This window comes from Phenylobacterium sp., assembly GCF_035569475.1.
Classification (GTDB): Bacteria; Pseudomonadota; Alphaproteobacteria; order Caulobacterales; family Caulobacteraceae; genus Phenylobacterium.
This window is the reverse complement of record NZ_DATMNA010000116.1, coordinates 1-13,426: the sequence shown is the minus strand read 5'-3', so window position 1 is coordinate 13,426 and position 13,426 is coordinate 1. Positions and strand designations below refer to the sequence as shown.

The 13,426-nt window shown below is 70.8% G+C and carries 8 protein-coding genes; 6 read left to right on the top strand and 2 right to left on the bottom strand.

Annotated elements, in window-relative coordinates; translation table 11 throughout:
- The 5 genes from VNW53_RS18675 to VNW53_RS18655 all read left to right on the top strand — a co-directional run.
- The coding region (locus tag VNW53_RS18675) for a TPM domain-containing protein (protein ID WP_325557475.1) at window positions 1–639 on the top strand (639 nt) is incomplete at its 5' end.
- 118 nt (window positions 640–757) lie between these two features.
- Window positions 758–2,134 (top strand): sensor histidine kinase, encoded by a 1,377-nt coding sequence (locus VNW53_RS18670; protein WP_325557473.1) that lies wholly within the window; start codon window positions 758–760, stop codon window positions 2,132–2,134.
- Window positions 2,135–2,217: 83 nt separating this feature from the next.
- Window positions 2,218–2,682: a (2Fe-2S)-binding protein gene (locus VNW53_RS18665; protein WP_325557471.1), complete on the top strand. Its 465-nt coding sequence runs from the start codon at window positions 2,218–2,220 to the stop codon at window positions 2,680–2,682.
- A 4-nt stretch (window positions 2,683–2,686) separates the two neighbouring features.
- Window positions 2,687–4,873, top strand: a complete 2,187-nt coding sequence (locus VNW53_RS18660) for a xanthine dehydrogenase family protein molybdopterin-binding subunit (protein ID WP_325557469.1) — start codon at window positions 2,687–2,689, stop codon at window positions 4,871–4,873.
- A gap of 273 nt (window positions 4,874–5,146) precedes the next feature.
- Entirely contained in the window at window positions 5,147–8,506 is a 3,360-nt protein-coding gene (locus VNW53_RS18655) for a carboxyl transferase domain-containing protein (protein WP_325557467.1), read from the top strand.
- 150 nt (window positions 8,507–8,656) lie between these two features.
- On the opposite strand, the gene VNW53_RS18650 is transcribed toward VNW53_RS18655, so the two are convergent.
- Both VNW53_RS18650 and VNW53_RS18645 read right to left on the bottom strand, forming a co-directional pair.
- Window positions 8,657–10,012, bottom strand: a complete 1,356-nt coding sequence (locus VNW53_RS18650; protein WP_325557465.1) for a vWA domain-containing protein — start codon at window positions 10,010–10,012, stop codon at window positions 8,657–8,659.
- A gap of 144 nt (window positions 10,013–10,156) precedes the next feature.
- Window positions 10,157–11,107, bottom strand: coding sequence for a MoxR family ATPase (locus VNW53_RS18645; protein ID WP_325557464.1), 951 nt, complete (start codon window positions 11,105–11,107; stop codon window positions 10,157–10,159).
- 301 nt (window positions 11,108–11,408) lie between these two features.
- Here VNW53_RS18645 and VNW53_RS18640 point away from each other — a divergent pair.
- The coding region (locus tag VNW53_RS18640) for an EAL domain-containing protein (protein WP_325557463.1) at window positions 11,409–13,426 on the top strand (2,018 nt) is incomplete at its 3' end.

The following is a 13,426-nucleotide window of genomic DNA, read 5'->3' as shown; positions in this document are numbered from 1 at the left end:
CGCACCACCGGCGAGATCTTCTGCATCGTCGCCGAAGAGAGCGGCCACTACGCCGAGACGGTGATCGCCTGGGCGGCCGGCGTCGCCATGCTGGGGCCGGCGGTGCTGCTGCTGGCCGGGGTGCATGTGACCGTCCCCGATCTGTTCGCCACTTGGAGCGCGCTGGACGTGGGCCAGGCCATCGAGCAGGCGGTGCGCAGCGCCCTGATCGGCGCGATCGTGGTCCAGGGCCTGCTGTTCGTGGCTACGGCCCTGATCGTGGCGATCCCGCCCGTGCGCCGCGCGCTGACGCCCCGCAGCCTCAAACGCCACCACGTGCAGCGCCGCGCGGCCGAGCAGTTCGCCGCCCGCGGCCTGCACCTGACCCGCCAACGAACCGGCGTGATGATCTTCGTTTCGCTGGGCGAACGGATGGCCGAGCTGATCGCCGACGAGGGCATCGCCGACCACGTCGAGCCGCACGTCTGGGACAAGGCCATGGCGGCGCTCACCGACGGGCTGAAGACCGGGCAGGTGGAGAAGGGCTACGAGGCGGCCGTGCGGCTCTGCGGCGATGTCCTGGCCGAGAAATTCCCGGCGCGGGGCGATGACAATCCCAACGAGCTGCCGGATTCCGTGCTGGTCCTGCCGCGGATCTAGCTGCGTTGGGGCGATCCGCCGCACGCGGTTACGCGAGGCTCAACCATAGTTCTTCTGGTATTGCCGCGCGCGTAAGGCCGCGACAGATTGCGGCCCGGTTGGGCGGGACGCGGCACCGGTGAGCGCATCCATCGAGGACCTGGGCCTGAGCGACCCGATCGTGCGGTCGGCGGCCGACGCGACCGCGCTCGGCATGGCGTTCCTCCTGGAGACCCGCCCCGACGGTTCGCGGCGCTTCCTGTTCGCGGGCCCCCGCTGCCTGGCGGTGAACGGGGTGGAGGGGACGGCCGTGATGGCCGACCCCGCGGTGCTCTACGACATGATCCTGCCCGAGCACCGCGCGGCCTACGCGGCGGCCGAGGCGGAGGCCGTGGCGCGGCTGGAGCCCTTCGACGTGGAGGTGGCCATGCGCCGCGCCGACGGGGCCGTCCGCTGGCACCGCTTCGCCGCCCTGCCGCGGCCCCAGCCGGACGGGGCGGTGCTGTGGGACGGCCTGCAGATCGACGTCACCGACCGCCGCAGCATGGCCGCCGCCCTGCTGGAGCAGCGCCGCCGGCTTGAGGTCGCGGTCGAGGCGACGGGCCTGGGCTTCTGGGAGTGGGACATTCCCGCCGGCCAGGTGACCTGGTCGGATCGGAACAAGGCGATCTTCGGCCTGCGGCCGGACGCGAAGATCACCGTGGAGGGCTACCTGGAACTGGTGCATCCCGACGATCGCGACAACGTGCGCGAGGCCTTCGTCGGCGCCCGGGACAAGCCGCAGGGCGGCGACTATTCGCTGGAGCACCGGATCGTCACCCCGGCCGGCGAGACGCGCTGGATCCTGGTCAATGCGCGGGTGGCCAACGACCCCGCCGGCGAGGCCCGCCTGGTGGTCGGCACCTCGCTCGACATCACCGATCGCCGGGCGGCCGAGGACCGGCTGAACCTCCAGATGGGAGAGCTCGCGCACCGGGCGAAGAACGGCATCGCGATCCTGATGGCCATCGTCAGCCAGACCGCCCGCGGCCAGGAAAGCGTCGACGGCTTCCTGGAGCTGATCATGGCCCGGCTGCAGGCGATGGCCAGTTCACAGGACCTGGTCACCGCCTCGGGCGGCGGGGTCGTGGCCCTGTCGGACGTGATCGGCCAGGCGCTGTCGCCGTTCGGCAAGACCCGGGTGGACGTCGACCCTGCGATCGAAGCGGTGGCGATCCGCGGCGAGATGGCGGTGGGCATGGGCCTTTTGCTGCACGAGATGGCGACCAATGCGGTGAAGTACGGCGCGCTCTCCAGCCACCGCGGCCGGGTGACCATCGGGCCGCAGGCTGCGGCGGACGGGCGCGCGGCCTTCGCCTGGCGCGAGGTCGGCGGGCCGCCGGTGACGGCCGACAACCCGCCGGGGTTCGGAACGCGGCTGCTGCAGATGGTGCTCCGGCCGCAGGGCGGGGAAGTCAGGTTCAGCTTCGACCCCGACGGCTTCCGGGCCCACGTCGAGTTTCCGACCGTCCGGTAGGTCAACTACCGAACGCTCTTTCCTTGCGGCGGCTGGCGGTGGGGCGGTAGATTTCGGCCGAAGACTCTCGTGGAGAAGGCGTCATGGCTTTCAAGCTCAATGTGAACGGCAAGGTCATGGAGGCCGACGTCGATCCCGACACCCCCTTGCTCTGGACGCTTCGCGACAGCCTGGGGATCACGGGTCCCAAGTTCGGTTGCGGCATCGGCGCCTGCGGGGCCTGCACCGTCCACATCGACGGCAAGCCGGTGCGGAGCTGCACCCGGCCGGTCTCGTCGGTCGGCGCCGGCGCGATCACCACCATCGAGGCGATGGAGCATCACCCGATCGGCAAGAAGGTTCAGGCCGCCTGGATGGACCTGGACGTCGCCCAGTGCGGCTATTGCCAGCCGGGCCAGATCATGGCGGCCACGGCGCTGCTGGCGGAGAAGCCTAAGCCCACCGACGCCGACATCGACGCGGCCATGACCAACATCTGCCGCTGCGCCACCTACACGCGCATCCGAGCTGCGATCAAACAGGCCTCCGGCCAGAAGATGAAGGCGTAGGGACATGGGCCTCGAATTGACCGGCGCCTCGCGGCGCGACTTCCTGAAGGCTTCCGTCGTCGGCGGCGGCCTGGTGCTGTCCTTCTCCATCGCCGCCAAGGCCGAAGCCGCGGCGGGCGCCGGCGCGCAGGCGCTGAACGCCTATGTGCGCGTGGCCCCCGACGGCATCGTCACCATCATGGGCAAGAACCCGGAGATCGGTCAGGGCATCAAGACCAGCCTGCCGATGATCATCGCCGAGGAGTTGGACGTCGCCTGGGAGAACGTCCGCATCGAACAGGCGGACAACGATCCCAAGCTCTATGGCGCCCAGTTCGCCGGCGGCAGCCGTTCGATCCCGATGAACTGGGACGACCTGCGCAAGGTGGGGGCCGTCGCCCGGGCCATGCTGGTGACCGCCGCGGCCACCGCCTGGAACTGCCCGTCGGGCGAGTGCCGGACCGATGCTGGCCATGTGATCCACGTGGCGACCGGGCGCAAGGCGACCTACGGCTCGCTGGCCGGCCAGTGCGCCGGCGTGGCCATGCCCGACCCCAAGAGCGTGCCGCTGAAGGACCCCAAGGCCTACAAGATCATCGGCAAGGCCAAGCCGCAGTACGACACGGCCAAGATCGTCACCGGCCAGCCGCTGTTCGGCATCGACGTGCGCGTGCCCGGGATGCTCTACGCGACCTATGAGAAGGCGCCGGTGTTCGGGGCCAAGGTGGCGAGCGCCAACCTCGACGCCGCGCGCGCCGTGAAGGGCGTCCGGAAGGCCTTCGTGGTCGAGGGCGGCACGGACCTGGGCGGCCTGCTGCCCGGCGTGGCGGTGGTCGGCGATAGCTGGTGGGCGGCGCGCAAGGGCCGCAACGCGCTCAATACTCAGTGGGCGGACCATCCGACCTCGAAGCAGGGCACCGCCGAGTTCGACAGGCGCGCGGCCGAGCTGAACGCCGGCGCCCCGATGACCAGCCTGCGCAAGGACGGCGACGTCGATGCGGCCCTGGCCGGCGCGGCGCACAAGGTCGAGGCGGCCTATTCCTATCCCTTCCTCAGCCACGCGCCGCTGGAGCCGCAGAACACCACGGCCCAGTTCAAGGACGGCAAGCTGGAGATCTGGGCGCCGACCCAGAACCCCGAGCCCGGCCGCCAGCTCTGCGCCAAGACGCTGGGCCTGAAGCCGGAGGACATCACCGTCCACATGACCCGTTGCGGCGGCGGCTTCGGCCGCAGGCTGTCCAACGATTACATGGTCGAGGCCGCCTGGATCGCGCGCGAGACCGGGGCGCCGGTGAAGCTCCTGTGGACGCGCGAAGACGACATGCACCACGACTTCTACCGGCCCGCCGGCTACCACTACTTCAAGGGCGGAGTGGACGCCGCGGGCAATGTGGTGGCCTGGCAGGACCACTTCGTGACCTTCGGCGAAGGCGACAAGGTCGCCTCCAGCGCCGGCATGGGCGGGACGGAGTTCCCCAGCCGCTTCGTGCCCAACGTCAAGGTGGACCAGTCGACGATCTCCTCGGGCGTGCCGACCGGGCCGATGCGGGCGCCGGGCTCCAACGCCATCGCCTTCGTCAACCAGAGCTTCATCGACGAGCTGGCCCATGCGGCGGGCGCCGACCCGCTGGCCTTCCGCATGAAGCTCCTGGGCGACAAGCCGATGGTGGGCGAGGGGCCCAGCGGCTACAACGCCGCGCGCATGAAGGGCGTGCTGGCCGCCGTCGAACAGATGAGCGGCTGGAAGGATCGCGGCAAGCTGCCGGCCGGGACCGGCATGGGCGTCGCCTTCCACTACAGCCACGCCGGCTACTTCGCCGAAGTGGTGCAGGCCGCGGTCTCCAAGGACGGCGCGATCAAGGTGCAGAAGGTCTGGGTCGCCGGCGACGTGGGCCGCCAGATCGTCAATCCGGCCGGCGCGCTGAACCAGGTGCAGGGCGCGGCGCTAGAGGGCCTCAGCCACGCCCTCTACCAGAAGATCACCATCAAGAACGGCGCGGCCAGCCCCAGCAACTTCGCGGAATACCGCCTGCTGAAGATGGCCGACGCGCCGCCCGTGGAGGTGAAGTTCGTGATCACCGACTATCCGCCGACCGGCCTGGGCGAACCCGCCCTGCCGCCGGTGATCCCGGCGCTCTGCAACGCCATCTTCGCCGCGACCGGCAAGCGGATCCGCTCCCTGCCAATCGATACGAAGCAACTGAAAGCGTAGGAGCGGGTCCTCTCCCCGGCGAAGCCGAGAGGGAGAGGGCAGGGAGAGGGCGGCGCCGGTTTCGGTGGTTGCCCGTGCGCGCAGCCATAATGGCTGGGCCGCGCCGCCGCGATCCTTGCGTCACCGGAGGGTGGGCCGTGAAGCCGAGCCGCCCTCTCCCAGCCCTCTCCCTCTCGCTTCGCGGGGGAGAGGAGGGGTAGCGCGAGCGGCGCGCATTTGCACAATGTCCCCGAGGCGGCGCCAGACCGCTCGCGCCATGCTGGGACGGTCCACGTGCAGAAGCTTCTGATCGCCAACCGGGGCGAGATCGCCGTCCGCATCGCGCGCACCGCCGCGGAGATGGGGATCGCCACGGTGGCGGTCTATTCGCAGGACGACGCGGCCTCGCTGCACACCCGCAAGGCCGACGAGGCGCGGGCGCTGAAGGGCTCGGGGCCGGGCGCCTATCTCGACATCGACCAGGTCGTGGCCACGGCCAGGGACGCGGGCTGCGACGCCGTGCATCCGGGGTACGGGTTCCTGAGCGAGAACGCCGGCTTCGCGCGGGCCTGCGCCGAGGCGGGGCTGACCTTCGTGGGGCCGTCGCCCGCGACTCTGGAGCTGTTCGGTGACAAGGGCCGGGCGCGGGCGCTGGCCCAGGACTGCGGCGTCCCGGTGTTGCCGGGCACCGCGGGGGCGACCACCCTCGAAGAGGCCCGGGCCTTCTTCGCGGAGCTCGGCGAAGACGGGGCCATGATGATCAAGGCGGTGGCCGGCGGCGGTGGGCGCGGCATGCGTCCGGTGATGGACGCCGCGGAGCTGGAGGCGGCCTTTGAGCGCTGCGCCTCGGAGGCGCGGGCCGCGTTCGGCAACGGCGACCTCTATGTGGAACGCTTCCTGCCGCGCGCCCGCCACGTCGAGGTGCAGATTATCGGCGCCGATGGGGGCGACGGCGTCGAGGTCAGCCACCTTTGGGATCGCGAGTGCAGCCTGCAGCGCCAGCGGCAGAAGGTGGTGGAGATCGCGCCGGCCGACATGCTGGCGCCCGCCTTGCGCGAGCAGCTGTTTGCGGCCGCCGTCAGCCTGGGAGAGGCCGCGGGCTATCGCAGCCTGGGCACCATGGAGTTCCTGGTCGGGCGCGAGCGGTTCGTCTTCATCGAGGGCAATGCGCGGCTGCAGGTGGAGCACACGGTCACCGAGGAGGTCACCGGCCTCGACCTGGTGCGGCTCCAGCTCCAGGTGGCCGACGGCGCCTCGCTGGCGGCCCTGGGGCTGACCCAGGCGCAGGTTCCCGCGCCGCGCGGCCACGCGGTGCAGGTCCGCGTGAACCTGGAGACCATGGCGGCGGACGGCTCGGCCAAGCCCGCGGGCGGCCTCATCGCCGCCTTCGAGCCGCCGTCGGGGCCGGGCATCCGGGTCGACGGCTTCGGCTACGCCGGCTACCGCACCGGCGCGCGGTTCGACAGCCTGCTGGCCAAGCTGATCGTCCATGCCGGCGCGGGCGGCCTGGAGCGGGCGGTGGCCAAGGCCTACCGCGCGCTCAGCGAGTTCCGGATCGAAGGCTCGCCCACCAACATCGGCTTCCTGCAGACCCTGCTGGCGCGGCCCGAGGTGGCGGCGGGCGACGTGCATACCCGTTTCATCGAGCAGCACATGGCCGAGCTCGCCGGCGCGGCTGCGGCGCATCCGAAGCTCTACTTCGACGCGCCCGCGAAGGGCGCGGGGGCGCCTCCGCGGGTCGGCTACCAGGTGGATGCGATCGACCCCCTGGCGGTGCTGGCGCTCGGCAAGCAGGAGGTCGATCAGCCTGCGGAGGACATCGAGCCCGAGGGGCCGGAGGGGACCCGGGCCCTGCGCGCGCCGCTACAGGGCACGGTGATCGGGATCTCCGTCGCGGTGGGCGACGAGGTCCGCGCGGGCCAGGCGCTGATGATCATGGAATCCATGAAGATGGAGCACGTGATCGCCGCGGAGGTCTCGGGCGTGGTGCGCCAGGTGGCGGTGGCGGCCGGCGAGACGGTGTTCGAGCACCATCCCCTGGCCTTCATCGAGGAGGCCGAGGTGGCGGGCGGCGCGGGCGGCGAGGAGGAGGCCGTCGACCTCGACTATATCCGTCCCGACCTGGCCGAGGTGCTGGCCCGCCACGCCCTGGCGCTCGACGCCGCGCGGCCGCAGGCGGTGGCGCGGCGGCGCAAGACCGGCCAGCGCACGGCGCGCGAGAACGTCGAAGACCTGGTCGATCCCGGCAGTTTCGTCGAGTACGGGCCGCTGGTGGTGGCCGCGCGGCGCAGGCGCCATTCCCTGGACGAGCTGGTCAAGACCACGCCCGCCGACGGGATGATCATGGGCTGGGCGTCCGTGAACGGCGACCGGTTCGCCGAGGACCGGGCGCGCACGGCGGTGCTCTCCTACGACTACACCGTGCTGGCCGGCACCCAGGGGGCCAACAACCACTGGAAGCTCGACCGGATGAGCGAGCTGATCCACCGCTGGAGGACGCCCACGGTGTTCTTCACCGAGGGCGGCGGCGGGCGGCCCGGCGACACCGAGGGCGGAGGCTTCACCCGCGGCTTCGAGTTCTGGGGCAAGCTCTCGGGGACCGTGCCGTTGGTGGGGGTCAATTCCGGGCGCTGCTTCGCCGGCAACGCCGCCATCCTCGGCTGCTGCGACGTGATCATCGCCACCAAGGATTCGGCGCTCGGCATGGGCGGCCCGGCGATGGTCGAAGGCGGCGGCCTGGGGGTCTTCCGGCCCGACGAGATCGGGCCGGTCAAGGTCATGCAGGCCAACGGCACCATCGACGTCCTGGTGGAGGATGAGGCCGAGGCGGTCGCGACGGCCAAGAAGTACCTCGCCTATTTCCAGGGCCCTCTCGCCGACTGGACGTGTGCGGACCAGCGCCTGCTCCGCCGCGCGATCCCGGAGAACCGGCTGCGGGTCTATGACATCCGCAAGGTGATCGACCTGATCGCCGACGAGGGCAGCGTGCTGGAACTGCGGCCCAAGTTCGGCCTGGCCATGGTCACCGCCTTCATCCGCGTCGAGGGCCGGCCCATGGGCGTCTTCGCCAACAACCCGATGCATATCGGGGGCGCGATCGACAGTGACGCCTCCGACAAGGCCGCGCGGTTCCTGCAGCTCTGCGAGGCCTTCGACATCCCCGTGCTGTCGCTGTCGGACACGCCCGGCAACATGGTCGGTCCGGAGGCCGAGAAGACCGGCCTGATCCGCCACTGCTCGCGGCTGTTCGTGATCGGGGCGAACCTGACCGTGCCGATCTTCTCGGTGATCCTGCGCAAGTCCTACGGCCTGGGCGCCATCGCCATGACCGGCGGCAGCTATCAGGCGGCGATGTTCTGCGTCTCCTGGCCCACCGGCGAGTTCGGCGGCATGGGCCTGGAGGGCTCGGTCAAGCTCGGCTACCGCAACGAGCTGGCCGCCATCGAAGACCCCGCCGCGCGCAAGGCCAAGTTCGACGAGATGGTCGCCGCCGCCTACGCCAACGGCAAGGCCATGGCGCGGGGGTCGCACCCCGCGCTGGACGACGTCATCGACCCGGCCGACACCCGCCGCTGGATCGTCGGCGGCCTGAAGGCCCTGCCGCCAGTTCCTCCGAGGACGGAGAAGAAGCTCAGGTGGGTGGATAGCTGGTGAGCCCCATCCCTCCCCGTTCCGGGGAGGGTGGCAAGCACAGCGAGACGGGTGGGGAAGTGTGGGGCAGAACTCCTATGGCCGCGTTTGAACGCGACTTCCCCACCCCGGCCGCTTCGCGGCCTATCCCTCTCCATTGAGGGAGGGATGGCATCAGTGCGCTGAATACGTCCTCAGCACGTCCTCGATGATGCGCTCCAGCTGCCCCAGCGTGTTGCAGGTCTTGGCCACGTGGGTGAAGCGGGCGTAGCGGTACATGACGCTGTCGCCCTGGCCCCAGTAGCTCTCGGGTTCCGGGTTGAGCCAGATCACTGCGCGCGCCCGCTGCTGGATCAGGTGCATCAGGTCCAGGCGCGGATCGGCGAAGTTGGAGCGCCCGTCCCCCAGGACGATCACCGTGGTGTGGCGGTCGACGCGGTCGATGTGGTTCTCGACGAAGTCCTCCAGGGCCTTGCCGTAGTCGGTCTGCTGGAAGCCGATGGTCTGCAGCACCTTGAGGATCGCACCCTCGACGCCGTTGTCGTCGAGGATGGCGTTGACCGGGATCAGCCGGCCGGAGAAGGCGTAGGCGTCCAGCCGGTCGACCACCTCGTTCAGGGAATAGAGGAAGGTCAGCAGGAACTGGGCGGCGGCGGCCACCGACTTCGAGACATCGCAGATCGCCACGATGGAGGGCTTGTCGACCTTCTTGACCTTCCACTCGATCTCGAAGGGCACCCCGCCGTGGGCCACGGATTTGCGCAGCGTCTTGCGCACGTCCAGGTGGCCGCGGTTGGCGGTGTGGCGGCGGCGCGAGTAGCGGTCGGCCAGGCGCTTGGCCATGCGCTTGACCAGCGCCTGCATCATGGCCAGGTCGACGGGATCGATGCCGCCGTCGGCGTTCAGCGCCTTCTTGGCCAGCATCTCCTCGCGAAGCTGGCGGCCGGAGCCGGCGGCGTAGAGGGCGTGCTGGCGCTCCACGAAGGCCTGGGCCTGGGCGGCGAGCGCGCGGCGGGCGGCGTCGAGGCGCTCGGCCACACCCTGCAGCTCCGGCAGCTTCCGCGCGCCGGCGATGATCTGCTCGATCTCGGCGAGGCCCATCTCGTCCAGCAGGCGGCGCGCCAGGCGGCTGCGCTGGGTGGAGAGCCGGATCTCTGCGACGCCGGCGCGGTCGGCGGCGGCCTCCATCGCCTGGGCCAGGGCCGCGGCGTCGCCGGTCAGCAGCATCTGGGCGAGGGCCGAGTCCGCCACGCCCGGCGCATCGCCGTCACCGTCCCGCGCCGCGCCGCCGTCCGGGGGTGGCGGCAGGGAGACCTCGCCGCGGGCGAAGAAGGTCTCGAAGGTGGCATCGAAGCGGGCCACCTCCTCGCGGGACTTCGCCAGGGTGGCGCAGAGCGCGTCCTTGAAAAGCTCCCGGTCGGCGTAGCCCACGGTGGCTGCGGTGCGCGCCGCATCGATCGCCTCGGCCGGCGAGACCTTCACGTCGGCGGCGCGGAGCGCGCGGAGGAATTCTTCCAGGGTGTGCTGCATGGCGATTACCCGCTCATCCCCGCGAAAGCGGGGACCCAGGTTCTTTTCGTTGCGATGCGATGATGGCCCATGCCTGTGCGGCTGAATCTCGGAAACACAAAACACCTGGGTCCCCGCTTTCGCGGGGATGAGCGGAACAGGGGATTATCGCCGCGCGAGCAGCTCGACGATCTGCGGTTCGACGGCGACGATGTCCTGCTCGAACTTCAGGATCACGTTGAGAGTGTCGCGCACCACGGCGGCGTCCAGGTCGCGGGCGTGCAGCAGGACCAGCGCGCGGGCCCAGTCGACGGTCTCCGAGATCGAGGGCGCCTTGCGAAGGTCGATGGTGCGCAGCGATTGGACGAAGGCCACAAGTTGGTTGGTCAGCGCCTGTTCGATGCCCGGCACGCGGGTGGCGACGATGCGCTCCTCCAGCGCCGGCTCCGGCAGGGGGATGTGCAGGTGCAGGCAGCGGCGCTTGAGCGCATCGCCCAGGTCGCGGACGTTGTTGGAGGTCAGGAACACCAGCGGCGGGGTCTTGGCGACGATCACGCCTAGCTCCGGCACCGAGACCTGATAGGCCGACAGCACCTCCAGCAGGAAGGCCTCGAAGGCCTCGTCGGACTTGTCGATCTCGTCGATCAGCAGGATGCAGCCGTCGTCGTGCCGCAGCGCCTGCATCAGGGGGCGTGGTTCCAGAAAGGGCTCGGAGAAGAACAGATCGCCCATGCCGTGCAGCCGGTCCATGGCCGCGTCCATGTCCGGCGCGTCGGCCAGGGCCTCACCCATCCGGTCCTTCAGGATCTGGGTGTAGAGGAGCTGCTTGCCGTACTTCCACTCGTAGAGCGCCTTGGACTCGTCCAGGCCCTCGTAGCACTGCATGCGGATCAGCGGCTTGGCCAGGAGGCGGGCGGTGGAAAGCGCGAGCTCGGTCTTGCCGACCCCGGCCGAGCCTTCCACCAGGATCGGCTTTTGCAGGTGGGCGGCCATGTAAAGGGCCGTCGCGATGCGGCGCGAGGCGATGTAGCCGACGCCGCCCAGGCCCTCGACCAGGGCGTCCACCGACGCGAAGGGGCTGGTGGCGCCCACCGGGGCCGAGGCGGAAATGCTCAAAGTCACAGGCTTTCAAAATGGCGGCGCGGGAAATCCGCGCAGGCGTCGGTCTTCAATGGCGCGATTGTGCCAAGCGGCCGGGGCCAGGGCAAACGGGAACCGGGACGCCCCTCGGGCCGATGCAAATTAGCTAAAACTTTCCCGTGGTTTACGCAGGCTTCACGAAGGGTCGGCTAGAGGAGGTCCATGCGCCCGTTCGCGCCTCCGAACGCCGTTCCCGGCCGCGCCGCTCCGGCCCGGGCCGGAGAGCCTCCGATTTCCCCCGGCCCAGCCGGCGGAACGCAGAGCGCGCGCGCCTGAGATGTTCACCCGCCTCCGCACCCGCCTGACCGTGCTCTACGTCGCCCTGTTCGGGGCGACCCTGCTGGTGGTTGCGGTCAGCGTCTATGCGGCCACCGACCAGGCCGCCCAGCGCCAGGTGCGCGGCGAACTGACCGCCACCGGCACGGTGTTCGACCGGGTCTGGACGCTGCGGTCCGACCGGCTGCGCGAGGGCGCGGCGCTGCTCTCCAGGGACTTCGGGTTCCGCGAGGCAGTGGCCACCCACGACGGGCCGACCATCGTCTCGGCGATGGAGAACCTGAAGCAGCGCTTCACCATCGACGCGGCCTTCATCGTCACCACCGACGGCCAGATGATCGGCGCCGACGCCCGGGCGCTGGCCGCCGACGGCCCGGCGCTGGAAAAGGCGCTCGACAACGCAGACGACCCCGCCGGCGTGGTCATGCTGGGCGGCGCGCCCTACCAGGTGGTGGCCGCCCCGGTGCTGTCGCCCGACCAGATCGGCTGGCTGGTGTTCGCCGTGCGCCTCGACCGCGGCGAGATGACCGCGCTCGAGAAGCTGTCGTCGATCCCGCTGAGCGCGGCGGTGCTGAACCGCGACGCCCGCGGCTGGCGCCAGGAGGGCCGGGTCAGCGACCGCGACCGCGAGGCGCTGAGCCGCCTGATCGACCGGGCTACGGCCCGGAAGCTGGTCACGGCCCAGGCGATCGACGAGACCGGCGGCGCGTCGCTGGCGCTGGTGAAGCCCCTGCCCAGCCTGACCCGGACGGCGCCGGCGGTGCTGGTGCTGCGCTATCCGCTGGCCCAGGCGCTACGGCCCTACCAGTTGATGCTGGCCATCGTGGCCCTGGGCGGGCTGATCGGCCTGGCGGTCGTGGGCTGGGGCTCGTGGGTCCTGGCGCGCGGCATCACCCGGCCGATCACTGCGCTCGACGAGGCGGCGCACCGCCTGCAGCGCGGCGAGGAAGCCCAGGTCGAGATCGAGACCCACGACGAGATCGGCCGCCTGGCCGGCAGCTTCAACACCATGGCCACCGAGATCCGCGACCGCGAGCGGCGGATCACCCACCTGGCGATGCACGACGGCGAGACAGGCCTGCCCAACCGCCTGGCGCTGGAGCGGGTGGTGGAGGCGCTCTCCGACCTGCCGCGCGACCAGGTCTATGTGGGGGCGCTGGGCCTGGCGCGCTTCGACCACCTGCGCGGCGCCATCGGCTACGCCCTGGCGGCCCAGGCCGTGCGGATGATCGGCAACCGCCTGGGGGGCCTCGCGCCGGCCTCCGGCGTGGCCCGGGTGGCGAGCGACGTTCTGGGCTTCGTCCTGATCGCCCAGGACCTGGCGGCGGCGCAGGACGACGCGGCGCGGCTGATGGCCGAGCTCGAGGCGCCCTTGAACGTCGGCGGCGACGTGATCGACGTGACCCTGCACCTGGGCCTGGCCCCTATCCAGCGCGGCGCGGGTCCCGGCGCGGCCATCGAGCGGGCCAATATCGCGCTGGACCAGGCGCGCGGCGACAGGCGGAAGGTCGCCTTCTTCGATGCGGCGGCCTACGGCGATCCGGGCGCGAACCTCTCGCTGATGAGCGGCATGCTGAGCGCCCTGGAAGAGGGCGCGATCGACCTCTTCTACCAGCCCAAATTCGACATGCGGCTGGGCAAGGTGACCGGGGTCGAGGCGCTGTCGCGCTGGAGCCACCCGGCGCGCGGGATGCTGCCGCCGGACCTGTTCATCCCCATGGCCGAGGAGACCGGCCACATCCGCACGCTGACGGAGTGGGTGTTCAAGCGCGCCATCGAGGCCCAGGCCAGCCTGGCCGGGGCGGGCCATGTGGTGGACATGTCCGTGAACGTCTCGGGCCGAACCCTGGGCGAGGCCGATTTCGCCGACTTCGCGGAGGCCCAGGCCAGGCAGGCGGTGGGCGGCCTGACCATCGAGATCACCGAGACCGCGGTCATCGAGAACCCGGAGCTGGCGCTGGCCATGCTGGACCGGTTCTCGGCGGCCGGCATCTCCATCTCCATCGACGATTTCGGCAC